General features: G+C 72.5%; 25 protein-coding genes and 1 pseudogene. 16 read left to right on the forward strand and 10 right to left on the reverse strand.

What is annotated here, in order from left to right; translation table 11 throughout:
- The 3 genes and pseudogenes from AB0E07_RS32755 to AB0E07_RS32765 form a co-directional block, all read right to left on the reverse strand.
- A pseudogene (locus AB0E07_RS32755) lies at positions 1 to 308 on the reverse strand (hypothetical protein); the annotation flags it as partial.
- 155 nt (positions 309 to 463) lie between these two features.
- Positions 464 to 1,123 carry a response regulator transcription factor gene (locus tag AB0E07_RS32760; protein ID WP_362260268.1) on the reverse strand — a complete coding sequence of 220 codons (660 nt, stop codon included), beginning with the start codon at positions 1,121 to 1,123 and terminating at the stop codon, positions 464 to 466.
- Complete coding sequence (locus tag AB0E07_RS32765) at positions 1,120 to 2,076, reverse strand: sensor histidine kinase (RefSeq protein ID WP_362260270.1); 957 nt, start codon at positions 2,074 to 2,076, stop codon at positions 1,120 to 1,122. The genes AB0E07_RS32760 and AB0E07_RS32765 overlap by 4 nt, the downstream gene beginning before the upstream one ends.
- A gap of 425 nt (positions 2,077 to 2,501) precedes the next feature.
- On the opposite strand from AB0E07_RS32765, the gene AB0E07_RS32770 reads away from it, so the two are divergent.
- From AB0E07_RS32770 to AB0E07_RS32785, 4 genes are all read left to right on the forward strand, one after another.
- Positions 2,502 to 2,828, forward strand: coding sequence for a TraR/DksA C4-type zinc finger protein (locus tag AB0E07_RS32770; protein ID WP_362260272.1), 327 nt, complete (start codon positions 2,502 to 2,504; stop codon positions 2,826 to 2,828).
- An 81-nt stretch (positions 2,829 to 2,909) separates the two neighbouring features.
- Complete coding sequence (locus AB0E07_RS32775) at positions 2,910 to 3,311, forward strand: TraR/DksA C4-type zinc finger protein (protein ID WP_362260274.1); 402 nt, start codon at positions 2,910 to 2,912, stop codon at positions 3,309 to 3,311.
- Positions 3,308 to 4,117 carry a rod shape-determining protein gene (locus AB0E07_RS32780; protein ID WP_362260276.1) on the forward strand — a complete coding sequence of 270 codons (810 nt, stop codon included), beginning with the start codon at positions 3,308 to 3,310 and terminating at the stop codon, positions 4,115 to 4,117. The genes AB0E07_RS32775 and AB0E07_RS32780 overlap by 4 nt, the downstream gene beginning before the upstream one ends.
- A 33-nt stretch (positions 4,118 to 4,150) precedes the next feature.
- On the forward strand, positions 4,151 to 4,774 hold the full coding sequence (locus tag AB0E07_RS32785; protein ID WP_362260278.1) for a hypothetical protein: 624 nt from the start codon (positions 4,151 to 4,153) through the stop codon (positions 4,772 to 4,774).
- Between the two features lie 92 nt (positions 4,775 to 4,866).
- Here the strand turns inward: AB0E07_RS32785 and AB0E07_RS32790 are convergent, their stop codons facing one another.
- Both AB0E07_RS32790 and AB0E07_RS32795 read right to left on the reverse strand, forming a co-directional pair.
- Positions 4,867 to 6,489, reverse strand: coding sequence for a hypothetical protein (locus AB0E07_RS32790; protein WP_362260280.1), 1,623 nt, complete (start codon positions 6,487 to 6,489; stop codon positions 4,867 to 4,869).
- A gap of 334 nt (positions 6,490 to 6,823) precedes the next feature.
- Complete coding sequence (locus AB0E07_RS32795) at positions 6,824 to 7,555, reverse strand: PH domain-containing protein (RefSeq protein WP_362260282.1); 732 nt, start codon at positions 7,553 to 7,555, stop codon at positions 6,824 to 6,826.
- A gap of 113 nt (positions 7,556 to 7,668) precedes the next feature.
- Between AB0E07_RS32795 and deoC the strand changes: the two genes are divergently transcribed.
- The 5 genes from deoC to AB0E07_RS32820 all read left to right on the forward strand — a co-directional run bounded on the left by deoC (position 7,669) and on the right by AB0E07_RS32820 (position 11,619).
- Positions 7,669 to 8,628 carry a deoxyribose-phosphate aldolase gene (gene deoC, locus AB0E07_RS32800; protein ID WP_362260284.1) on the forward strand — a complete coding sequence of 320 codons (960 nt, stop codon included), beginning with the start codon at positions 7,669 to 7,671 and terminating at the stop codon, positions 8,626 to 8,628.
- A complete protein-coding gene (locus AB0E07_RS32805) occupies positions 8,628 to 10,064 on the forward strand; it encodes an aldehyde dehydrogenase family protein (protein ID WP_362260402.1) in 1,437 nt (478 codons plus the stop codon). Before deoC ends, AB0E07_RS32805 begins: the two co-directional genes overlap by 1 nt.
- Positions 10,057 to 10,941 carry an aldehyde dehydrogenase family protein gene (locus AB0E07_RS32810; protein WP_362260286.1) on the forward strand — a complete coding sequence of 295 codons (885 nt, stop codon included), beginning with the start codon at positions 10,057 to 10,059 and terminating at the stop codon, positions 10,939 to 10,941. Before AB0E07_RS32805 ends, AB0E07_RS32810 begins: the two co-directional genes overlap by 8 nt.
- 175 nt (positions 10,942 to 11,116) lie before the next feature.
- A complete protein-coding gene (locus AB0E07_RS32815; protein ID WP_133049980.1) occupies positions 11,117 to 11,371 on the forward strand; it encodes a type II toxin-antitoxin system Phd/YefM family antitoxin in 255 nt (84 codons plus the stop codon).
- Positions 11,368 to 11,619, forward strand: coding sequence for a type II toxin-antitoxin system RelE/ParE family toxin (locus AB0E07_RS32820; protein ID WP_362260289.1), 252 nt, complete (start codon positions 11,368 to 11,370; stop codon positions 11,617 to 11,619). Before AB0E07_RS32815 ends, AB0E07_RS32820 begins: the two co-directional genes overlap by 4 nt.
- A gap of 60 nt (positions 11,620 to 11,679) precedes the next feature.
- Here the strand turns inward: AB0E07_RS32820 and AB0E07_RS32825 are convergent, their stop codons facing one another.
- Positions 11,680 to 12,087 carry a hypothetical protein gene (locus AB0E07_RS32825; RefSeq protein WP_362260291.1) on the reverse strand — a complete coding sequence of 136 codons (408 nt, stop codon included), beginning with the start codon at positions 12,085 to 12,087 and terminating at the stop codon, positions 11,680 to 11,682.
- Positions 12,088 to 12,147: 60 nt separating this feature from the next.
- Between AB0E07_RS32825 and AB0E07_RS32830 the strand changes: the two genes are divergently transcribed.
- Entirely contained in the window at positions 12,148 to 12,852 is a 705-nt protein-coding gene (locus tag AB0E07_RS32830; protein WP_362260293.1) for a uridine kinase, read from the forward strand.
- 219 nt (positions 12,853 to 13,071) lie between these two features.
- Here the strand turns inward: AB0E07_RS32830 and AB0E07_RS32835 are convergent, their stop codons facing one another.
- Positions 13,072 to 13,815: a SigE family RNA polymerase sigma factor gene (locus AB0E07_RS32835; protein ID WP_362260295.1), complete on the reverse strand. Its 744-nt coding sequence runs from the start codon at positions 13,813 to 13,815 to the stop codon at positions 13,072 to 13,074.
- Positions 13,816 to 14,036: 221 nt separating this feature from the next.
- Between AB0E07_RS32835 and afsQ1 the strand changes: the two genes are divergently transcribed.
- The 5 genes from afsQ1 to AB0E07_RS32860 all read left to right on the forward strand — a co-directional run bounded on the left by afsQ1 (position 14,037) and on the right by AB0E07_RS32860 (position 17,860).
- On the forward strand, positions 14,037 to 14,714 hold the full coding sequence (gene afsQ1, locus AB0E07_RS32840; RefSeq protein ID WP_041819431.1) for a two-component system response regulator AfsQ1: 678 nt from the start codon (positions 14,037 to 14,039) through the stop codon (positions 14,712 to 14,714).
- Positions 14,711 to 16,309, forward strand: a complete 1,599-nt coding sequence (locus AB0E07_RS32845; protein ID WP_362260297.1) for a HAMP domain-containing sensor histidine kinase — start codon at positions 14,711 to 14,713, stop codon at positions 16,307 to 16,309. The genes afsQ1 and AB0E07_RS32845 overlap by 4 nt, the downstream gene beginning before the upstream one ends.
- On the forward strand, positions 16,309 to 16,947 hold the full coding sequence (locus AB0E07_RS32850) for a hypothetical protein (RefSeq protein WP_362260299.1): 639 nt from the start codon (positions 16,309 to 16,311) through the stop codon (positions 16,945 to 16,947). Before AB0E07_RS32845 ends, AB0E07_RS32850 begins: the two co-directional genes overlap by 1 nt.
- Before the next feature lie 58 nt (positions 16,948 to 17,005).
- A complete protein-coding gene (locus AB0E07_RS32855) occupies positions 17,006 to 17,560 on the forward strand; it encodes a VanZ family protein (protein ID WP_362260301.1) in 555 nt (184 codons plus the stop codon).
- 96 nt (positions 17,561 to 17,656) lie between these two features.
- Entirely contained in the window at positions 17,657 to 17,860 is a 204-nt protein-coding gene (locus tag AB0E07_RS32860) for a PspC domain-containing protein (protein WP_362260303.1), read from the forward strand.
- Positions 17,861 to 17,939: 79 nt separating this feature from the next.
- Here the strand turns inward: AB0E07_RS32860 and AB0E07_RS32865 are convergent, their stop codons facing one another.
- Positions 17,940 to 18,293, reverse strand: a complete 354-nt coding sequence (locus AB0E07_RS32865; protein ID WP_362260305.1) for an ATP-binding protein — start codon at positions 18,291 to 18,293, stop codon at positions 17,940 to 17,942.
- 138 nt (positions 18,294 to 18,431) lie between these two features.
- On the reverse strand, positions 18,432 to 19,589 hold the full coding sequence (locus AB0E07_RS32870; protein WP_362260307.1) for an adenosine deaminase: 1,158 nt from the start codon (positions 19,587 to 19,589) through the stop codon (positions 18,432 to 18,434).
- Positions 19,590 to 19,702: 113 nt separating this feature from the next.
- Between AB0E07_RS32870 and AB0E07_RS32875 the strand changes: the two genes are divergently transcribed.
- Positions 19,703 to 20,458, forward strand: a complete 756-nt coding sequence (locus AB0E07_RS32875; protein WP_362260309.1) for a prolyl oligopeptidase family serine peptidase — start codon at positions 19,703 to 19,705, stop codon at positions 20,456 to 20,458.
- 304 nt (positions 20,459 to 20,762) lie between these two features.
- Here the strand turns inward: AB0E07_RS32875 and AB0E07_RS32880 are convergent, their stop codons facing one another.
- On the reverse strand, positions 20,763 to 21,716 hold the full coding sequence (locus tag AB0E07_RS32880) for a LysR family transcriptional regulator (RefSeq protein ID WP_362260311.1): 954 nt from the start codon (positions 21,714 to 21,716) through the stop codon (positions 20,763 to 20,765).
- Positions 21,717 to 21,721: the final 5 nt, after the last annotated feature.

The following is a 21,721-nucleotide window of genomic DNA, read 5'->3' on the forward strand; positions in this document are numbered from 1 at the left end:
GGCGGGGTGTCGGCGGTGCGGGGCGCGTCGGCGGCGCGCGGCGTGTCGGCGGTAGGCGGGGGGTCGGCGGCAGGCGGGGGGTCGGCGGCAGGCGGGGTGTCGGCGGCGCGGGGCGCGTCGGCGGCGTACGGTCGGGCCTTCCCGTACGGATCGGCGTTCGCGGATGCCGTCACGGCGGCCGTGGAGGGCGGGCCAGGTGAGGCGGCCGGCGCCGAGGGGATCAGGACGGCCGCGAGCAGGGCGAGCAGCGCGGCGACCGCCGCCGCGCGGGGGCCGGGGCGGGGCGCGGTGTGCGTGGAGCGCGTCATGCCGTCCCCCTCCTCGGTGCGTGCCGGTGCGGCGGCGGGTGCCGACGAGTGTCGGCTAGTGACGGCGGGTACCGGCGAGTACCGGCGGGTACCGGGTGAGCCTCAAGGCCCCGGCCGGGGAGTGGGCAGCCGGAGCCTTGAGGCGGTCGGTGGGATCAGGGCTCGATCAGGCCGGCCCGGATCGCGTAGCGGGTCAGCTCCAGCCGGTCCTTCAGGCCGAGCTTGTGCAGCAGGTTCGCCCGGTGCCGGTGGACGGTCTTGATGCTGATGAAGAGCATCTCGGCGATCTCCTTGGAGGAGTGGCCCTCCGCGACCAGCTTGAGCACCTCCTCCTCGCGCACGGTCAGCACCCGGTCGGGGGGTTCCTCACCGTGGCGGACCCGGTCGAGGTAGTTGCGGATGAGGGCGGTGACCGCGCCCGGGTAGAGGAACGGCTCGTCGCGCATGGCCGCCCGGCAGGCGGCGACCAGGTCGCGGTCGGCGACCGACTTCAGTACGTATCCGCTGGCGCCGGCCTTCAGCGCCTGGAAGAAGTACTGCTCGTTGTCGTGCATCGTCAGCATCAGCACCCGCAGCCCCGGCCGGTGCCCGACGAGTTCCCGCGCCGCCTGGAGACCGGTCATCCGGGGCATGGCGACGTCCAGCACGGCGAGGTCGATGTCGTGGGCGCGCGCCAGCTCGATGGCCTCGGCGCCGTCCCCGGCCTCCGCGACGACCTCCAGGTCGGGTTCGCGTTCGAGGATGAGCCGCACCCCGCGCCGGACCAGCGCGTGGTCGTCGGCGAGGAGGATACGGACCTTGGACGGCTGGGTCATGGTGACGGCTTTCTGGGGACGGGCACGGTCAGACGGATCCGTGTCCCGGCCCCGGGTCGGGAGGTGATCTCCAGCGCGGCCCCGACCAGCAGGGCCCGTTCGCGCATGCCGCGGATGCCCGCGCCCTCGCGCAGGACGCCGGTTCCGCGGCCGTCGTCGACGACCGACAGGACCACCGTCCCCTCGCCGTGGTGCAGGCTCACCTCGACCTGGCCCGCCTCGGCGTGCCGGGCGGCGTTGGTGAGCGCCTCCTGGGCCACCCGGTACAGCACCAGTTCCGTCTGGTCGTCCAGAGCGGGCAGGTCGGTGGCGAAGCTGCGCCGCACGCGCATCCCGGCATGGGTGGCGAACTCGGTGGTGAGCGAGGTCAGGGCGCTGATCAGGCCCAGGTCGTCCAGAACCCCGGGGCGGAGCCGGCGTACCAGGCGGCGGACCTCGTCGAGGCTCTCCCGGGTGATCTCCTGAGCCTGTCTCAGCTCCCCGCGCAGCGGCTCGTGCGCCTGGTCGGCCGCCCGCTCCAGGCCGAGCAGGATCGCGGTCATGCTCTGGCCGACCTCGTCGTGCAGGTCCTGCGCGATACGGCGGCGTTCGCCCTCCTGGGCGAGGAGGACGCGCGCGCTGCTGGTGGCCCGTTCGTGCTCCAGCCTGGCGAGCATGGCGTTGAAGGTGCGGACCAGTTCGGCGATCTCCCCGCGGCCCCGCTCCGGCAGCCGGTGTCCGGGGCGCAGCAGGTCGACGGTGGTCATCAGCTTGGTGAGCCGGTCCAACGGGGCCAGCCCGATGCGCAGCAGGGCCGCGTTGGCGACGAGCATGACGGCCAGGCCCGCCACGAGGATGACGGCCTCGGTGAGCACGACTGGCACGGAGACGGTCACCGGAGCCCACAGCAGCAGCGCGGTGGCGGTACTGAGCACCACCGCGTTGAGAGCGAAGATCCGCCAGAACAAGGACACCGGAGTGACGCCTTCCTCACATGACACGGCTCTGTGTCTCCACTGTCGGTCACCGCGCACTCCTGGCGTGAACCGCTGCCACCGGCCCTGACCGGCTCGCCGCTCCAGGCTGCCCGCCCCGGACCGCGCCGTCGATGGGGCGCAGGCCCCATTTCCGGGCCGCGCCGTGCCCAGGTGCGTATGGGCGGTCGCCCAGGTGCGTATGGGCGGATACCCAGGTCCGTACGAGCGGTCGCCCAGGTCCGTATGGGCGGCGGGACCCGCCACAGATGGGTATCGGGCCCGATGGGTTTCGCGCGGCGCTTCGGCCACCGTGGGAGCAGCGGGCCGGCCGTTCCCCCCGGTCGGCCCGTCGAGGGCGACGGCCTGGGACTTCCCGCCTCCCGCCCTCGCCGTACGCCCCCTAGTTGAGAGAAGGACTCACCATGTCGCTCGACACGCCCCGCGCCGAAGCCCGCCCCGGGCGAATGCCGGCGCACGACGTCCACCAGCGCCTCGAACACGAGCGCAACGCGCGGCTGACGCAGCTGCGGGCCGTCGGCGAGGCCGGAGACGGCGCCGACGAGCACATGATGGCGGTGCAGCGGGAGACCATCGAGCGGGTCCTCAAGGAGATCGAGGCCGCGTTCACCCGCCTCGCGGACGGCAGTCACGGCACCTGCATGGGCTGCGCCAGGACCATCCCGGTCGAGCGCCTGGAGATCCTGCCCTACACCCGCTTCTGCGTGCCCTGCCAGCGCACCGAGGGCTGACTCACGGGCCCCGCCGCCCTGTTCCCTCTGTCTCCCCGTCTCCCTGTTCCCTGTCTCCCGCCCTGCCCGAGGGGTGAAGTGATGCACCGCGAAGTGACGCACCGCCGGACCGTCGCCGACCACGGCACGTCGTCGTCCCTGTCCGCCGAGGACCTCGCCGCGCTCCGCGAGAACCTGCACGAGCAGCTGCTGTTCCGTCAGGAGCAGCTGCGGCAGATCGCGGGCGCCGCGCGTCTCGCGACCGGTCGCGCGGAAGGGCCGCCCGACCCGTGGTCCACGTCCCGGACCGAGGTCAGGAACAAGCTCGCCGCGTCCGCCCGGATGGTCCTCGCCGATGTCGAGGCCGCCCTGGCGCGCATGGACCAGGGCGGGTACGGCCGCTGCCATCTGTGCCTGCGGCCCGTCGCCCGCGAACGGCTGCTGATCGTGCCGCAGGCCCGCTACTGCGCCCGCTGCCAGCAGGTACGCGAGGCGGACCGATGACCGCCGCGGCGGGCCTCCCGGCCACGGCCGCACGGCAGCGCCCCTGGCCACGCGGCCGCAAGGCCTCCGGGGTCGCGCTCGACCTGGGCAGCGCCCGGACCCGGGCCTGGGTGGCGGGCCGCCGGGTCGTCCTCGACATGCCCACGGTGACCTTCCCCGGCGACGGCGGCATCCACCCGATCCAGCGGGGCGCGATCGTCGACACCCCGGGCACGGCCCGCATGCTGGACCGCATGCTCGGCCACCGCCTGCCCCGCTTCGGCCACCGCATGATCGTCCTGACCGCTCCGGCGCTCGGCGGGAGCGCGTTCCGCACGGCGGCCCGTACGGCGGTGGAGGTCCTCGGACCGCACACGGTGCTGACCGTGCCCGCCCCGCGGGCCGTGGCCATGGCGGCCGACGCGGACCAGAGCCGTCCCCTGCTCGTCATCGACCTCGGCGCGCATCTCACCGAGGTCGCGCTCCTCGTCGACGGCGCGGTGACCGACGCCCGGCACACCGCGCTGGGCACCCAGGACCTGGACCGCGCCACCCCGCCCGCGCGGATCGTCGACGCGGTCGTCGCGATGGTGACCGCGATGCTCGACGAGGACCCCACCTCCCAGGCGGTCGACGCCCTGCGGGCGGGCGCGCTGCTGGCCGGCGGCGGCGCGCTGCGCCCCGACCTCACGTACCGCCTCGTCGACCGGCTGCACGCCCCGGTCAACCCCGTACCCGCCCCGCACACCGCGGCCGTCCGAGGCGCCGCCAGGCTCCTGGTGGCCGCGGGCACCCACCCCTCGGCCCCGGGAGCGCGCCCGCTCTGACGGCGGTCCGTCCGACCAGGAAGGAGAGACACCGTGGCCGGCTCGCTCCACGCCGGGCAGCCCCCTCCCGAAGACCTCCCGCGGCTCGTGCTGTGGCGATGGCGCCGCAATCCGTTGCGCCGACGCTCGGATCTGGTGCAGGCGTGGATCGCGCTGGGCTTGCTCCTCGCCGTCCTGGCGGCCACGCCGCCCGCGATGTACCTGGCCGGCAAGGCGGCCCACGAGCGGCTCCAGGAGACCGCGCGGCGGGAGGCCGCCACCCGGCATCACACAGACGCCTTCCTCGTACGGGACGCGCCCCGCCACCCCGAACCGGGGTCGGACGAGGCGCGGCAGACCCTGTACCCGGTCACCGTCCGCTACACCGGCCCCGACGACCGCGCCCGCACCGCCGTCACCGACGTCACCCCCGGCCTGCCCGCCGGTGCCGTCGTCCGCGTCTGGGTGGGCGCGGAGGGCACCCTCACCGAGCCGCCCCTCAGCCGGGAACAGGTCCGCAGCCGCACGATGGGCCACGTGCTGCTCACGGCGATGGCGGTCCCGCTGGCGGCCCTGGCCCTCTACGGCTACGCGTCCCGCAGACTGGAACGCCACAACCTCGCCGAGTGGGACACGGCCTGGACCCGCACGGCCCCGCACTGGAACACCTTCCCGTGACGGAGTCCACCCGCCGCCCCACCGGCCACGGCAGCCCCGGTCCTCAGACGGGACGAAGAGCCCGCACCGCCCCCGGCCTACCCGCTACCCGCCTACATCCCCGCCCTGGCGACGACCACCGCCGCGATCCAGCCGACGGCGAGCAGCAGGGCCCAGGGCCACAGTGGGCGGCCGCGCTCGTCGCTGTCGCCGGTGGGCCGTAGGTCCGGGTCGGTGCGCAGGGCCGTGAGCCGGGCGGCTGCCAGGGCGTACGGGTGGGTCAGCCCGCGCCGCCGCTCCAGCCACGTCCAACGCGGCGCGGAGACCGCCCAGCGCCCGCCGCCCCGCCACCTCAGCCGCAGCTCCAGCGACTGGGCGCGGGCCAGGCGGAGGTCGTCCCAGGGCACGTGGGTCTCCTTGAACAGCCCGTTGATCCACAGCCCGGTCCGGTCGGCGGTGATGCGCCAGCGCAGCTTCACGGGGATCCGGGCCGCGCCGGCCACGCCCAGCACGACCACCAGCGCCTGCTCCCAGAGCGGAGTACCGCTGTCGGTGAACGTGCCCCACCCGAGCCAGACACCCCACTGCGCCAGCAGCAGCGTCGCGAGCACGTCGAGCCACCCGGCACGCCAGGTGAGCTCGGGCTGCGGGGCCGCCGCGACGTCCCTCGCCATGACGTCCTTCGCCCCGACCACGGCGTCGGGCGCCCGGCGGGCCGCCAGCGGACGGACGGGCCCGCTGGACCGCTCCACGACGGGCGGCCCGTCCGGTTCCTCGTCGGCGCTGACGATCACGACCTCGGCGCCGTCGTAGGGCAGCCCGTACAGCACGGCCTCCCGCAGCGGGCCCGGCTCGTCGTCGTCGAGCGCGTCGAACAGGGCCTCGTCGTCCTCGGCACCGTCCTCGGAGTCCGCGTCGGCCTCGTCGGCCTCGTCCTCCTCGGGTCCGGACTCGTCGTCGTCCTCGTCGAGGTCCAGCGGCATCGCGGACACGATGAACAGCGGTCGCAGCGCGTCCACGTCGTCGGCGGCGTACACCTCGGTCCGGGCCGCCGGGTCCTCCCGTACGAGCACCCGCAGCACCGGCACGGTCCCCGACCGCAGCCGCCCGGCGCGGATCCGCCCGAGCACGGCGGAGACCAGGGCGGTCAGCCCGAGGCCCGCCATCAGGAAGCCCTGGGCCGCCCCGCCGAGGGCGGCGACCACCGTACCGGCAGCCAGCGCCAGCAGCCCGGCCGTGCCGAGCCACACGCCCCGCCGCAGCGGCAGACGGGCCCCCGGGGCGGGCGCCGTGACCCCTCCGGTGGCCGCCAGCGCGGTCGCCCGCTGCCGCCCCCGCGTCCACAGCCGTGTCTCGCCGAGGACGAGGGCGGCCCCGGCGTACAGCACGGCCGCCACGAGGGCCGGCCACTCCGCCCGTTCCAGTACGGCGGCGGCCACGAGCGCCGGGGCGCCGATCCGCACCAGTTCGGGCGACCGCAGGACCCACAGGGCCAGCAGCGGCAGCAGCGCCGCCAGATACGGCTCCAGCCCGGCCAGACCGAGTGCCACGGAGACGCCGACCAGCGCGAACGACAGGAACTCGCCGTAGCGCCCGTAGACCCGGGCGGGGACCCATCGGGGCGGCAGCGCCCGCGTCCACCGGCGGGCCTGCTCGGCACTCCAGGGCCGGCACCCCTCGGGCACGCGGGTTTCGCCCAGGGGCCGGGGCAGCGGCGGCTGTACGTGAGTAGTCATCGCTCGTCAGACAGCTGAAGGGCCGGGTTGGTTGCGGCTGAGACGCAGGTCACGGCACCCGCCGAAAACGCAGGCCGCCAGACACCGGGCTGAAGACGTGGGGCGCCAGGCACCCCACCGAAACGCAGGCCCCCAGACACCCGGCCGAAGACGCAGTCACCGGCCCCCGGCCGAAACGAACAGGCCACCAGACACCCCACCGGAAACACAGGCCGCCAGGCACCCAGCCGAAGACACAGGCCGCCAGACACCCGGCCGGCGACGCAGTCACCGGCCCCCGGCCGAAGGCGCACGCCACCGCCCCCCGCCCACCGGGTGGGCACACGCACCCCCCTCAGCCGACAGCCAGCAGCACCACCAGCAGCACCGCTCCCGCCAGCGCGGGCGCGATCACCTCGTACGCCCAGCGCACGCTCACCTCGCCCGGCTCGGACCCGGACGGGACCCCGTTCTTCTGGCTCGTCTCCCACAGTTCCCGCAGTTCGTCCATCACCTTGTCGGTCTCGGCGCGGATCGGCCCGTCGGCCTCGGCCGCGGCACCGCCCCCGAACCCGCCGCCCGTGAGCCCGCCGCCGAACCCGAAGCCGAGGCCACCGCCCCGGCCGCCCTCACCCCGGCTGCCGCGCTTGCGCTCGGACTCCGCCCGCGCGGTGCGCCTCGCCGCCTTCTTCCGGGCCCGCAGCGACACGGGAATCGCCCACAGCTGGTACTTCGCCCCGGACTCGGTGACGGCCTCGTTGGAGTAGCCGGAGCGCAGGGACGCGACCCGCGCCCAGGGCAGCACGACGACCCGCAGCGGGTTGCGGATCCGCAGCCGCTCCTCGTTGGCGTGGACGGCGGGCCGCAGGGTGAACGCGGCCACCACGGGCACCAGCAGGATCATCGCGGCCAGCGCCAGCCAGGGCGCCCGCCCCGACCCCTGGGTCAGCGCGTCGATGCCGAGCCACAGCACGGTCCCGATCAGCAGCACCCCGCCCACGATGCCCATGGGCGACCGGTACACCCGGTCCCGCGAGGTGGGGGCCGGAGGTCGCGGCGCCGATGAGGAGTGTTCCGGGGTCGTCATGGCCCCGATTGTGCCCGACGCGCTCCCGGGCGCTCATTCGCGGTGGCGACTCCGAAGATGAGCACCCGGGGCTGTACAGCCGCTACGCGCGTAGATATGCTCGTCTTGTGACCATGCCCACCAACGCACCCACCGCAGCCGAGGCCCTCTCGGACGTGACCGCGTCCGACACCACGCTGCGCCGCTTCCTCCACGGGCTGCCCGGCGTCGACGCGGTCGGCCTGGAGGCGCGCGCCGCCTCCCTCGGCACCCGTTCCATCAAGACGACCGCCAAGGCGTACGCGATCGACCTCGCCATCTCGATGGTCGACCTGACGACGCTGGAAGGCGCGGACACCCCGGGCAAGGTCCGGGCGCTCGGCGCCAAGGCGGTCCTCCCCGACCCGACCGACCGCTCGACCCCCACCACGGCCGCGGTCTGCGTCTACCCCGACATGGTGGCCGTCGCCAAGGAGGCCGTCGCCGGTTCCGGCGTGAAGGTCGCCTCGGTCGCCACCGCCTTCCCGGCGGGCCGCGCCGCGCTCGACGTGAAGCTGGCCGACGTGCGCGACGCCGTCGCCGCGGGCGCCGACGAGATCGACATGGTCATCGACCGCGGGGCCTTCCTCGCGGGCAAGTACCTGAAGGTCTACGAAGAGATCGTCGCCGTGAAGGAGGCCTCGGGCGCCGCCCGCCTGAAGGTCATCTTCGAGACCGGCGAGCTCTCGACGTACGACAACATCCGCCGGGCCAGCTGGCTCGGCATGCTCGCGGGCGCCGACTTCATCAAGACCTCGACCGGCAAGGTCGCCGTCAACGCGACCCCGGCGAACACGCTCCTGATGCTGGAGGCGGTCCGCGACTTCCGCGCCCAGACCGGGGTGCAGGTCGGTGTGAAGCCGGCCGGCGGCATCCGGACGACGAAGGACGCGATCAAGTTCCTGGTGCTGGTCAACGAGACGGCCGGCGCGGACTGGCTGGACAACCACTGGTTCCGCTTCGGCGCCTCCTCGCTGCTGAACGACCTGCTGATGCAGCGCCAGAAGCTGGCCACCGGCCGCTACTCCGGCCCCGACTACGTGACGGTGGACTGATCGACATGACTTTTGAGTACGCACCGGCCCCCGAGTCCCGCTCGGTCGTCGACATCGCCCCGTCCTACGGCCTGTTCATCGACGGCGAGTTCACGGAGGCGGCCGAGGGCAAGGTCTTCAAGACCGTCAGCCCCGCCACCGAGGAGGTCCTGTCCGAGATCGCCCAGGCCGGCGAGGCGGACGTGGACCGCGCGGTGAGGGCCGCCCGCAAGGCGTTTGAGAAGTGGTCGGCGCTGCCCGGCTCCGAGCGCGCCAAGTACCTGTTCCGGATCGCCCGGATCATCCAGGAGCGCAGCCGTGAGCTGGCGGTCCTGGAGACCCTGGACAACGGCAAGCCGATCAAGGAGACGCGCGACGCCGACCTGCCCCTGGTCGCCGCGCACTTCTTCTACTACGCGGGCTGGGCGGACAAGCTCGGTCACGCCGGTTTCGGCGCCGACCCCAAGCCGCTGGGCGTGGCCGGCCAGGTCATCCCCTGGAACTTCCCCCTGCTGATGCTGGCATGGAAGATCGCCCCGGCCCTGGCGACCGGCAACACGGTCGTCCTGAAGCCGGCCGAGACGACCCCCCTCTCCGCGCTCTTCTTCGCGGACGTGTGCCGCCAGGCGGGCCTGCCCAGGGGTGTCGTCAACATCCTCACCGGTTACGGCGACGCGGGCGCCGCGCTCGTCGCGCACCCGGACGTCAACAAGGTCGCCTTCACCGGTTCCACCGCGGTCGGCAAGCAGATCGCGCGCTCGATCGCTGGGACCCACAAGAAGGTCACCCTCGAACTGGGCGGCAAGGGCGCCAACATCGTCTTCGACGACGCCCCGATCGACCAGGCCGTCGAGGGCATCGTCAACGGCATCTTCTTCAACCAGGGCCAGGTCTGCTGCGCGGGCTCGCGCCTGCTGGTCCAGGAGTCGGTCCAGGACGAGCTGCTGGACTCCCTCAAGCGCAGGCTCTCCACGCTGCGCCTGGGCGACCCGCTGGACAAGAACACCGACATCGGCGCGATCAACTCCGAGGAGCAGCTCTCCCGGATCACCTCGCTCGTCGAGCGGGGCGAGGCCGAGGGCGCCGAGCGCTGGTCCCCCGCCTGCGAACTGCCGGAGAGCGGCTACTGGTTCGCCCCGACGCTCTTCACGAACGTCACCCAGGCGCACACCGTCGCCCGCGACGAGATCTTCGGCCCGGTCCTGTCGGTGCTGACGTTCCGTACGCCCGACGAGGCCGTCGCCAAGGCCAACAACACGCCGTACGGCCTGTCGGCGGGCATCTGGACGGAGAAGGGCTCCCGCATCCTGGCGGTGGCGAACAAGCTCCGGGCCGGTGTCGTCTGGTCCAACACGTTCAACAAGTTCGATCCCACCTCGCCGTTCGGCGGGTACAAGGAGTCGGGCTTCGGCCGCGAGGGCGGTCGCCACGGCCTGGAGGCGTACCTCGATGTCTGACCGACTCAGTGTGTTCAAGACCTACAAGCTGTACGTCGGCGGGAAGTTCCCGCGTTCGGAGAGCGGCCGGGTGTACGAGGTGACGGACTCCAAGGGCAACTGGCTGGCCAACGCGCCCCTTTCGTCCCGCAAGGACGCCCGTGACGCGGTGGTCGCCGCCCGCAAGGCCGTCGGACCCTGGTCGGGCGCGACCGCGTACAACCGCGGTCAGATCCTCTACCGCGTCGCGGAGATGCTGGAGGGCCGCCGCGAGCAGTTCGTGCGCGAAGTTGCCGAGGCCGAGGGCCTGTCGAAGTCGAAGGCCGCCGCCCAGGTGGACGCGACGATCGACCGCTGGGTCTGGTACGCGGGCTGGACCGACAAGATCGCCCAGGTGGTCGGCGGCGGAAACCCGGTCGCGGGCCCGTACTTCAACCTCTCCAGCCCCGAACCGACGGGCGTGGTCGCGGTCCTGGCCCCCCAGGAGTCCTCGTTCCTGGGCCTGGTCTCCGTCGTCGCCCCGGTCATCGCGACCGGCAACACGGCGATCGTGATCGCGAGCGAGAGGTCCCCGCTCCCGGCGCTCTCCCTGGGCGAGGTACTGGCCACCTCCGACCTGCCCGGCGGCGTGGTGAACGTGCTGTCCGGCCGTACGGCGGAGATCGCGGCCCCGCTCGCCGCACACCAGGACGTCAACGCCATCGACCTCGCGGGCGCAGACGAGGACCTGGCGAAGGAACTGGAGATCGCCGCGGCCGACAACCTCAAGCGCGTCCTCCGTCCACAGCCTGTGGATTACTCGGAGACCCCGGGCATCGACCGTATGACGGCGTTCCTGGAGACGAAGACGGTCTGGCACCCGACGGGTTCGCTGGGCGCGTCGGGCTCGGCGTACTGACCCGACGGTCCCGCTGAGACGAGGGCCGCGACTCCTCACCGTCCGGAGGAGCCGCGGCCCTTCTTCGCGCCCTCGGGGCAGCGATTCGTCAACGGCGTCAGGGACGGCTCCCGACAGGGCGGTCATATAGACACATGAATTGCTCACAAGATGCATCGTGTGTAATGATGCGCGCATGGTTGAGATCGCCATCAGCGCCGCACGCTCCCAGCTCGGCGACCTGGTCCGCCGCGCCGCCCACGGCCGCGAGACCATCGCCCTCACCGACCACGGACACGTGGCCGCCCTCCTCGTGTCACCGCAGGTGATAGAGGACTTCGAAGACGCCCTGGCAGTGGCGGACTACCAGCGGCGCAAGGCGGAGGGGACCCTCGGACCCGGCATCCCAATGGCGGAGGTCCGTCGACGGCTGGGGCTCGAACAGCAGTGAAGTACGAGATCGTCTTCGAACCACACGCCCTCGACGCGGCGGCCCGGTTCCTGAAGGAGGACCCGAGCGGCCTCGCTCTGGTCCTCGACACCATCGACAAACTGGCCGACGACCCCCGCCCGGCGACATCGACTCCGTACGGGTCACTCGACATCCGCCGCCTCCGCGTCGGCGACTACCGGGTCCTGTACGTCATCGACAACGACCTCATCCACATCATGGTCACCCACCTCGGCCGCACACCCTGACGAGAGCAGAGAGAGCCGCGCCCCGCTCCCTTCGCGAGGGGCGCGGCTCCACGTGTGCCGTCAGCCGTTCAGCAGCCCCGCGGCCTGCCCGAGCACCGGGATGCTCCCGATCGACTCGGCCTGGGCCACCGGGCCCGTCAGCATCTGCGAGGTCAGCGGCTGGAAGTCGGCGAGCTGGGTGCCGATCCCGTTGTCGAGCGGGTCGACTCCCGTACCGGCGAGCGGGTTGGGCTTGAGGGCCGTGAGCGTGCCGGTGACATGGCCCACGCTGCCCGTGACGGCCTTCAGGCCGGCCTGCGGGTCGACCTGGCCCAGGGAGGTGGGGCGGGTGCGCATCACGTCCAGGACGGGCTCGGCATCCGCGGCGGCGGCCGTCGACGCGGTGGCGCCCAGGGCGGCACCGGCGGTCGCGAGGACGGCCAGGGCTCGCCGGGCGGTGGAGTGGGGGAAGGGCGCTGGTCCGGCCATCGGTTGTTGCCACCTTCTGACGCACTGGGTAATCAGGTCGACACGTAGGGTAGTTGAGGTGTGACGCGCGCTTCAAAGCCGACCCGCGGAGTCGATGAACGGCGGGTTAATGCCTCATATTGGTGTTCCGTGAGCTCCCATCCGCCCATATCCGCGCGAGTCGTGCTGCTCTGCGGCCCCTCCGGCTCCGGCAAGTCCCTCCTCGCGGCCCGCTCCGGCCTTCCGGTGCTGCGGCTCGACGACTTCTACAAGGAGGCCGACGACCCCACGCTGCCCCTGGTCCTGGCGAGCTCCGACATCGACTGGGACCACCCCGAGTCCTGGGACGCCGACAAGGCGGTGGCGGCGATCGGCGAACTGTGCCGCACGGGCCGTACGCGGGTTCCCGTCTACGACCTCTCGCTGAGCGCCCGCACCGGCGAGGAGCCCGTGGACATCGGGCGGACCCCGCTCTTCGTCGCGGAGGGCATCTTCGCCGCCGAGATCGTCACCCGCTGCCGCGAACTGGGGCTGCTGGCCGACGCGCTGTGCCTGAGCCGCGGGCCGGTGAAGACGTTCCGCCGCCGCTTCCTCCGGGATCTGCGGGAGGGCCGCAAGTCGGTGCCCTTCCTGCTGCGCCGCGGCTGGCGCCTGATGCGCGCGGAGCGGGCGATCGTGGCCCGGCAGACGGCCCTGGGCGCGTACGCCTGCGACCGCGACGAGGCGATGGGCCGCCTCGCCGACGCGGCCGCGGGCCGCCACGCGGCGGCGCGTACGCCGGTCTAGGCGCCGTCGAGGCCTGTCGAGGCCTGTCGAGCCCCCCGGGCACAAGGAAGAGCGGGACTGGACGGACCCCCCGGCCCTCCAGTCCCGCTCCCTTTTCCTGTGGTGCTCCCCCGTACTCGCTCCCCCGTTGTTCCCCCGTGGCGCTCTCCCCCGTGATCCCCCGTGATCCCCGTGAGCCCCCCGGTTACCGCTCCCCCGTTGTGCTTCCCCCCACAGCCTTCAGGCGACGAGCTCCCCGAAGGCGTCCTCCTCGTCACGGCCGAAGCTGAGGACCTCGTCCTCGCGCAGCCGGCGGAGCGACCGCCAGATGCTGGACTTCACCGTGCCGACACTGATGTCGAGGATGTCCGCGATCTCCGGGTCGGTGCGGCCCTCGTAGTAGCGCAGGACCAGCATCGTCCGCTGGAGTTCGGGCAGCCGGGCGAGCGCCTGCCACAGGACCGCGCGCAGCTCGGTGCCGCGCATCGCGTCCGTGTCACCGGGCGTCTCCGGCAGTTCCTCGGTCGGGTACTCGTTCAGCTTGCGGCGGCGCCACGCGCTGATGTGCAGATTGGTCATCGTCCGTCGCAGGTAACCGCCGACGGCCGCCTTGTCACTGATCCGGTCCCAGGCCCGGTAGGTCGAGAACAGCGCGCTCTGGAGCAGGTCCTCGGCCTCGAAGCGGTCACCGGTGAGGTGGTAGGCGGTGGCGTACAGGGAGGCGCGGCGCTCCTGGACGTAGGCGGTGAACTCCGCCTCCGACAGCGAGCGACGCTCCCCCGAGCCCTCCCTGTACGCGCTTCCCCCGTGTGCTTCCCCCGTGAAGCCGTCAACCACCGTCATGTACGCGGTGTGCTGACGTCCGGCGCCGCGAGCGCACCCCCGCCCGCTCACGGCACCGGACTTCTCCGAACCCCGGCCCCCGTGCACGTCGTGCAGACGCGTGACAACTGCGCTGGTGCTTGAGCTGTGCAGCGTGTTCATCTCGCGCCCCCCGTCGTGGACTTCCGGTCTTCGGCCTGCGTTCCTTGCCTGTGCCGAAAAGCTTGCCCGGGCCACTTCATCGCCGTGTCCGCCGACTGTCACAGACGTGTCACAGGGGTTCCTCCCGTGCGGCGCACAGCGCGGTCACAGAGCGCAGCGGTACGGCCACGTACCTGTACAGGTGTCGAAAGACCGCCCTGCCATGGGCCAGAATGAGCCCCGTGCCTTCCCTGTTGCTGATCGAGGACGACGACGCCATCCGCACGGCCCTGGAGCTTTCTCTTACGCGCCAGGGTCACCGGGTTGCCACGGCTGCCACCGGTGAGGACGGCCTGAAGCTGTTGCGTGAGCAACGACCGGACCTGATCGTGCTGGATGTGATGCTGCCCGGCATCGACGGCTTCGAGGTGTGCCGTCGCATCCGGCGCACCGACCAGCTGCCGATCATCCTGCTCACCGCGCGCAGCGACGACATCGACGTGGTGGTCGGACTGGAGTCCGGCGCCGACGACTATGTCGTCAAGCCGGTGCAGGGCCGGGTCCTCGACGCCCGGATCCGGGCCGTACTGCGGCGCGGGGAGCGGGAGTCCAACGACGCGGCCGCCTTCGGCAGTCTGGTCATCGACCGCGCGGCGATGACGGTGACGAAGAACGGCGAGGACCTCCAACTCACCCCGACCGAGCTGAGGCTGCTGCTGGAGTTGAGCCGGCGGCCCGGACAGGCGCTGTCGCGGCAGCAGTTGCTGCGTCTGGTGTGGGAGCACGACTACCTCGGTGACTCGCGCCTGGTCGACGCCTGTGTGCAGCGGCTGCGCGCCAAGGTCGAGGACGTGCCCTCGTCCCCGACGCTGATCCGTACGGTCCGTGGTGTCGGCTACCGGCTGGACGCGCCTCAGTGACATCGGCGCAAGGGGGGGTCCGCGGCTGGTTCGCGGGTCGCAAGGGAGTCTGGTCACGGCTGCGTTTCACCAGTCTGCGGCTGCGTCTGGTGGTCGTCTTCGGCGCGGTGGCGCTGACCGCGGCGGTGTCCGCGTCCGGGATCGCGTACTGGCTCAACCGCGAGGCCGTGCTCACGCGTACCCAGGACGCGGTGCTGCGGGACTTCCAGCAGGAGATGCAGAGCCGGGCGGGGGTGCTGCCCGAGCGGCCGACACAGGACGAACTCCAGCGCACCGCCGGGCAGATGGCCAACAGCAGCCAGCGCTTCAGCGTGCTGCTCGTCGCCGAGAACCCCGACGGCCGTACCGTTTCCGGGAGTTCCGGCGGCCTGAGCGGCTTCACCCTCAAGGACGTGCCCGAGTCGCTGCGCGAGGCGGTGAACGAGGAGCAGGAGATCACCTCCGCCAACAAGTACGCGTACCACCTGTACTGGCAGCGGATGGTGGCCGAGGACGACACGCCCTATCTGGTCGCCGGGACCCGGGTGATCGGCGGCGGACCGACCGGGTACATGCTCAAGTCCCTTGAGCCGGAGGCCAAGGACCTCAACTCGCTGGCCTGGTCGCTGGGGATCGCCACGGGCCTGGCGCTGATCGGCTCCGCGCTGCTCGCGCAGGCCGCCGCCACGACCGTGCTCAAGCCCGTGCACCGGCTCGGGGTGGCCGCCCGCCGGCTCGGCGAGGGCAGGCTGGACACCCGGCTCAGGGTGTCCGGAACCGACGAACTCGCTGATCTGTCAAGGACCTTCAACAACGCGGCCGCGGCGCTGGAGAAGCGCGTCGACGACATGGCCGCGCGGGACGAGGCCTCGCGCCGGTTCGTCGCCGACATGAGCCACGAGCTGCGCACCCCGCTCACCGCGATCACCGCCGTGACGGAGGTGCTGGAGGAGGAGCTGGAGGCGGAGACCGGGTCGATGGACCCGATGATCGAGCCGGCCGTGCGGCTGGTGGTCAGCGAGACCCGGCGTCTGAACGACCTGGTCGAGAACCTGATGGAGGTCACCCGCTTCGACGCGGGCACCGCCCGGCTGGTCCTGGACGACGTGGACCTCGCCGACCAGATCACCGCCTGCATCGACGCGCGCGCCTGGCTGGACGCCGTCGACCTGGACGCGGAGCGCGGGGTGCACGCCCGGCTCGACCCGCGCCGGCTGGACGTCATCCTGGCCAACCTCATCGGCAACGCCCTCAAGCACGGCGGCTCCCCGGTACGGGTGTCCGTGCGCGCCTGCGAGGCCACCGAGGACGCCCAGGACCCGAAGGGCGCGGAGATCGTCATCGCGGTACGGGACCACGGGCCCGGCATCCCCGAGGACGTCCTCCCGCACGTCTTCGACCGCTTCTACAAGGCGAGCGCCTCCCGCCCCCGCTCCGAGGGCAGCGGTCTGGGCCTCTCCATCGCCCTGGAGAACGCCCACATCCACGGCGGGGAGATCACCGCCGCCAACTCCCCGGAGGGCGGCGCGGTGTTCACCCTGCGGCTGCCCCGGGACGCCTCGGCGCTGACGGAGACCGAGGAGAACGAGGGCGCGGATTCGAAGGGGGACGCCTGATGCCCGTACGCCGTCCGACGGCCGCACGCCGTCTGCCGACCGTACGCCGTCTGCTGGCGCTTCCGCTGCTAGCCGGGGTGCTCGCGGGGTGCGGGATCCGGGCCACGGAGGTGCCGACCGACTTCGGTCCCGCGCCGTCCCGGGTGCGGTGCTCGATGGCCGACCCCGAGGTGTCGACACAGGTCTCGCGCGGGGTGCCCGCCCAGGTCTTCCTGCTCTGCCGCTCCTCGCTGGTGGCCGTCGACCGGACCGTACGGGTGCCGGAGGGCGCGCCGGACTCGCAGCGCCGGGTGCTGGTCGCCGAGGGGCTGCTGGACGAACTGGAGGCGACGCCGTCGGAGGCGGAGCTGGAGGCCGGGTACACGACCGAGGTGCGCGGCGGCCTGTCCGTGACCGGTCCCCGCTCCGGCGACCCCGAGGAGACACTGCGGCTGAGCACCCCGCCCGACGCGCTCGCTCCCGTGGCCCTCGCCCAGATCGTCTGCACCTTCTCCGACTCCGAGGCGGGCGAGGGCGACGGGTCGGTGGTCCTGGGCGGCCCGGACGGCGACCCGCTGCGGCGCTACGAGTGCACGGACGAGGTACGGGCGCGGCCGGGCACCGAGGAGCCCCCGTCCTCCGAGGCCGCGGGCAACTGACGCGGACCGGCGGCGGGTGCCCGGAACCAACCGCACCGGGGACCGCGTCTAGGGGGTCGTGCAGCGTCAAGGCTCCAGCGACGGCGGCAGTGCCGCCTTCCGCACCCGTGTGACAGCCGGCGGCCTCCTGGCCGCCCACCTCGCGTTTGTCGCGTGGCTCACGCTGCGTCCGCTGGACGTCCCCTGGGTCCTGCCGCCCAACCTGCGGCCGTTCGCCGGGATAGAGGCCGATCTGGCGCAGGGCTGGCAGGCGGGGGCCCGGCGGATCGTCGAGGGGCTCGCCCTGCTCGCTCCGCTCGGGGTGCTGCTGCCGGCCGTGCACGGCCGGATCTCCGTCTCCCCGCTCGCGTCGCTGATCCGTACGGTGGCGGCGGGGGCGCTGATCTCGCTGGGCATCGAGCTGCTCCAGACCGCGGTGCCCGGTCAGGTCGTGGACGTCGACTCCCTGCTGCTGAACACCGCCGGGGTGGCTCTCGCGCACGCGGTCGTGGTGCCGGCGGCCCGGCACTGGCTCCGCCGCAGGACGGAGCGGGAGCGGGTGACGACGGGCCTGAGGGAGGAGGCTCCTCAGGGTCGGACCCCGACGATTCCCAGGGTCGGGATCGCACCGTAGAGCGATGCTTTGCCCCCTTCGTCTCCGTAGCGTGGAAGGCAGATGAGGCAGCCCGGAAGCGGACGCCTCCGACCGACGCTCACGAAGGAGCCGCAGATGTCCCGCCTCGCCCGACCCACCAACGGCCGCATGATCGGCGGAGTGTGCGCCGCGCTGGCGCGACGCTTCGGTACCTCCGCGAACACGATGCGGGTGCTGTTCCTGGTCTCCTGTCTGCTGCCGGGGCCGCAGTTCCTGCTCTACATAGCGCTGTGGTTCTTCCTGCCCGCGGAGGAGGGCAAGGCGAGCACCGCCTGGTAGTCCGCGGCCGGCGCACACACGGCGACGGGGCGCACCCCGGGTCCAAGGGGTGCGCCCCGTCGGTGCGGCCGGGGACGGCTCAGCCGAGCGGCAGGCCGTTCACGGGCAGGCCCTTGGTGGGCAGGCCCTGCACGGGCAGTCCGCCGAGGAGACCGGCGACCGGCTTGGTCGGGCCGTCGGCGAGCATCTTCTCGGCGACCGGCTGCGCGGCGGCGACGCTCGTACCGATCGCGCTCTGCCCCTGAGCCAGTGCCTCACCGGCACCCGGGAGCGCCTTGGTGACGTTCTCCGCGGGCAGCGTCCGGGTCACCGTGTCCAGCGCCGAGCCGGCGTCCGGCACGGCGGGGGCGGCGTTCGCGGCGCCCGCGCCGGCGGCGGCGAAGGCGGCACCGAGGGCGGCGACACCGAGGGTCTTGGCAGCAGACTGCTTCATTGAATGCGTCCTCGAAATGGGATGACGGGGATGTGAGCGGTTCTCGACCGTAAACATCCCGGCCCGCCCGCCGCAAACATCGAAATGCGGACGGATGGTGAACACCCGCCCGCATTTCCTGCCCGGCAAGACCCGCAATCAGCTCTCTTCGGCCACAGAACCGCTGGTGGAGGCCGTCTGCTGGAACAACCACTCGGATTTCAGTTCGGCGTAGCCGGGCTTGACGACGTCATTGATCATGGCGAGTCGTTCATCGAAAGGAATGAACGCTGATTTCATCGCATTGACGGAGAACCACTGCATGTCGTCGAGCGTGTAACCGAATGCGTCGACAAGATGCTCGAATTCCCGGCTCATACTGGTGTGGGACATGAGCCGGTTGTCGGTGTTCACGGTGGCCCTGAAGTGCAGCCGCCGCAGCAGGCCGATCGGGTGCTCGGCGTAGGAGGCGGCGGCGCCGGTCTGGAGGTTGGAGCTGGGGCACATCTCCAGCGGGATGCGCTTGTCGCGGACGTAGGAGGCGAGCCGGCCGAGGTGGACCGTGCCGTCGTCCTTGACCTCGATGTCGTCGATGATGCGCACCCCGTGCCCGAGCCGGTCGGCACCGCACCACTGGAGGGCCTGCCAGATCGAGGGCAGTCCGAACGCCTCGCCGGCGTGGATGGTGAAGTGGTTGTTCTCGCGCTTGAGGTACTCGAAGGCGTCGAGGTGCCGGGTGGGCGGGAAGCCGGCCTCGGCGCCGGCGATGTCGAAGCCCACCACGCCCAGGTCCCGGTAGCGGTTGGCGAGTTCGGCGATCTCCAGGGCGCGGGCGGCGTGTCGCATGGCGGTGAGCAGGGCGCCGACCCGGATGCGGTGACCGCCCTCCCGGGCCAGCCGCTCCCCTTCCCGGAAGCCCTCGTTGACGGCCTCGACGACCTCTTCGAGGCTCAGGCCGCCGTCGAGGTGCTGCTCCGGCGCGTACCGCACCTCGGCGTAGACGACGCCGTCCTCCGCGAGGTCCTCGGCGCACTCGCGGGCGACCCGGACCAGGGCCTCGCGGGTCTGCATCACGCCGACGGTGTGGGAGAAGGTCTCCAGATACCGCTCCAGCGAGCCGGAGTCGGCGGCCTCGCGGAACCACAGGCCGAGCTTGTCCGGGTCGGTCTCGGGGAGCTGGGAGTACCCGCTGTCGCGGGCGAGTTCGACGATGGTCCCGGGGCGCAGTCCGCCGTCGAGGTGGTCGTGCAGCAGAACCTTGGGCGCCCGGCGGATCTGCTCCGGCGACGGGGTGTTCGCGATGGTCTGGCTCGTCATTTCCGCACTCTAACTCCTACGCGCGTAGATCACCTGTTGCGCCTTTCCGTCGATACGCAACGGTGACCGCACGTACGGGTGGCGTACACCAATGCTTCTGACACTGTTCTGCCATGGCACAGCAAGCTACGCCGGCTCGCACGGCCCGGCTGGGGAGACCGCTCGGACCGGAACCGACGTCGGTGAGCGGGGTGGTTCTGCTGCTCCCCGCGGGTGACGAGACGTCACATCGCCGTCCGTCCGCGCTGTTGGCGGCGGCCTCGGTCCGCGCGCTCGGCCGCCGGCTGACCCGCGCGGCGCGGCACGAGGGGCTCGCGGCGCACGCCGTGCACTACCGCTGGCGCGGCTGGAACGGCAACGAGGCGAACCTGGCGCGGGACGCCGACTGGGCGGCGGAGGAGGCGGTACGGCGCTACGGCGACGTGCCCGTGTGCCTCGCCGGGATCGGCATGGGCGGGCGGGCCGCGCTGCGGGCGGGCGGCCACGAGGCCGTCAACTCCGTCCTCGCCATAGCTCCTTGGCTGCCGGAGGAGGACGTGGCCGCACCACCCGAACCGGTGAAACACCTCGCGGGACGGCAGGTGCTGATCGTGCACGGCACGAACGACCAGCGGGCCGATCCCGAGTTGTCGTTCCGGCTGGCGGCGCGGGCGAAGAAGGCGAACCGGGAGGTGTGCCGGTTCGAAGTGCACTCCGACGGGCACGGGTTGCATCAGCACCGGGACGAAGTGCATGCGCTGGCGGAGGACTTCGTGATGGGGGCGCTGTTCGGGCGGGCTTTCGCGCGGCCGGTCGAGGACGCGTTCGCGGCGCCGCCGCCGTTGGGGTTGCGCATGCCGCTGGCCTCCGGCTTCGGCCGCCACCGCTGACCTCGCCCGGGGGCGCGGCCCCTCCTGCGGCGCCATCACGGCTGGTCGCGCAGTTCCCCGCGCCCCTGGGGGGGATGACCGTCGTTCTTCGGGTGCGGCAGCGCTGTGGTTGCTCGCGCAGTTCCCCGCGCCCCTGGGGGGGGGGATGACCGCCGTTCTTCGGGTGCGGCAACGCCGTGGTTCCTCGCGCAGTTCCCCGCGCCCCTGGGGGGTGGGTGGTTGCGGTTGTTCTTCGGGGGCGGGAGGGCGTCTTTCCAGGGGCGCGGGGAACTGCGCGACCAGCCACCGCGGCGGCGCGCCCGCGCTACGACGGGAGCAAGTTGCCCCTCTTCGACAGCAGGAACTTCTTGAACGCCGCCACCGGCGGAGTGTCCGGGTGGCCGTCCAACCACGCCACCCCGATCTCCCGCACCGCCCGCGGAGCGGTGACCGTAAGCTCCACCACCCCCGGCCGCGCCACCGCCGGAGGGGGCAGCAGCGCCACCCCCAACCCCGCCGCGACCAGCCCCCGCAGCGTCTCCGCCTCCTCCCCCTCGAACGCCACCCGGGGTTTGAACCCCGCCTCCCGACAGAGATCGTCGGTGATCCGACGCAACCCGTACCCGGGCTCCAGCGTCACGAACGTCTCCTCCGCCGCCTCCGCCAGCCGGATCCGACGGCGCCCGGAGAGCCGGTGGTCGGCGGGCACGACCAGCCGCAGCTTCTGCTCGTCGAGGCGCCGGGCGACCAGATCGGGCGCGTCCGGCACGGGCGAGGTCAGGCACAGGTCCAGCTCCCCGGCCCGCAGCCGCTCGATCATCGCCTCGCCGTAGTTCTGCACCAGGCTGAACCGGATCCGCGGATGGTCCGCGCGGAAGGCGCTGATCAGACCGGGCACCGTCTCCCAGCCCATGGTGTGCAGAAAGCCGAAGGCGACCTTCCCGGTGGCGGGGTCCGCGTCCGCCCGGACCTCGTCGGCGGCCCGCTCGATCTCGGCGAGGGCACGTTCGGCGGAGGCGAGGAAGGACCGCCCGGCCGGAGTGAGGGAGACGGTGCGCCCGCGCCGGGCGAACAGCTCGACGCCCAGGTCCTGTTCGAGGCGGACCATGGCCCGGGACAGCGTCGACTGAGGCACCCCCATCTCCTGCGCGGCACGCGTGACGTGCTCGGTGCGGGCGACTCCGGCGAAGTAGGCGAGCCGCGGGGCCAGCAACATCGCCATGTCTTCTGTGTCACTGGATGGTGACAGTCGCCCCTCTGACCTCTGCTGATGCTCCATGGGAA

The sequence above is a fragment of the Streptomyces sp. NPDC048002 genome (assembly GCF_040653275.1).
Taxonomy (GTDB): Bacteria; Actinomycetota; Actinomycetes; order Streptomycetales; family Streptomycetaceae; genus Streptomyces.

Excerpts from the sequence above, each read along its gene's own strand:
- AB0E07_RS32760 (WP_362260268.1), bottom strand. The coding sequence starts at position 1,123 with ATGACCCAGCCGTCCAAGGTCCGTATCCTCCTCGCCGACGACCACGCG.
- AB0E07_RS32770 (WP_362260272.1), top strand. The coding sequence starts at position 2,502 with ATGTCGCTCGACACGCCCCGCGCCGAAGCCCGCCCCGGGCGAATGCCG.
- AB0E07_RS32775 (WP_362260274.1), top strand. The coding sequence starts at position 2,910 with ATGCACCGCGAAGTGACGCACCGCCGGACCGTCGCCGACCACGGCACG.
- AB0E07_RS32780 (WP_362260276.1), top strand. The coding sequence starts at position 3,308 with ATGACCGCCGCGGCGGGCCTCCCGGCCACGGCCGCACGGCAGCGCCCC.
- AB0E07_RS32790 (WP_362260280.1), bottom strand. The coding sequence starts at position 6,489 with ATGACTACTCACGTACAGCCGCCGCTGCCCCGGCCCCTGGGCGAAACC.
- AB0E07_RS32795 (WP_362260282.1), bottom strand. The coding sequence starts at position 7,555 with ATGACGACCCCGGAACACTCCTCATCGGCGCCGCGACCTCCGGCCCCC.
- deoC (WP_362260284.1), top strand. The coding sequence starts at position 7,669 with ATGCCCACCAACGCACCCACCGCAGCCGAGGCCCTCTCGGACGTGACC.
- AB0E07_RS32810 (WP_362260286.1), top strand. The coding sequence starts at position 10,057 with ATGTCTGACCGACTCAGTGTGTTCAAGACCTACAAGCTGTACGTCGGC.
- AB0E07_RS32815 (WP_133049980.1), top strand. The coding sequence starts at position 11,117 with ATGGTTGAGATCGCCATCAGCGCCGCACGCTCCCAGCTCGGCGACCTG.
- AB0E07_RS32825 (WP_362260291.1), bottom strand. The coding sequence starts at position 12,087 with ATGGCCGGACCAGCGCCCTTCCCCCACTCCACCGCCCGGCGAGCCCTG.
- AB0E07_RS32835 (WP_362260295.1), bottom strand. The coding sequence starts at position 13,815 with ATGAACACGCTGCACAGCTCAAGCACCAGCGCAGTTGTCACGCGTCTG.
- AB0E07_RS32850 (WP_362260299.1), top strand. The coding sequence starts at position 16,309 with ATGCCCGTACGCCGTCCGACGGCCGCACGCCGTCTGCCGACCGTACGC.
- AB0E07_RS32860 (WP_362260303.1), top strand. The coding sequence starts at position 17,657 with ATGTCCCGCCTCGCCCGACCCACCAACGGCCGCATGATCGGCGGAGTG.
- AB0E07_RS32865 (WP_362260305.1), bottom strand. The coding sequence starts at position 18,293 with ATGAAGCAGTCTGCTGCCAAGACCCTCGGTGTCGCCGCCCTCGGTGCC.
- AB0E07_RS32870 (WP_362260307.1), bottom strand. The coding sequence starts at position 19,589 with ATGACGAGCCAGACCATCGCGAACACCCCGTCGCCGGAGCAGATCCGC.
- AB0E07_RS32875 (WP_362260309.1), top strand. The coding sequence starts at position 19,703 with ATGGCACAGCAAGCTACGCCGGCTCGCACGGCCCGGCTGGGGAGACCG.
- AB0E07_RS32880 (WP_362260311.1), bottom strand. The coding sequence starts at position 21,716 with ATGGAGCATCAGCAGAGGTCAGAGGGGCGACTGTCACCATCCAGTGAC.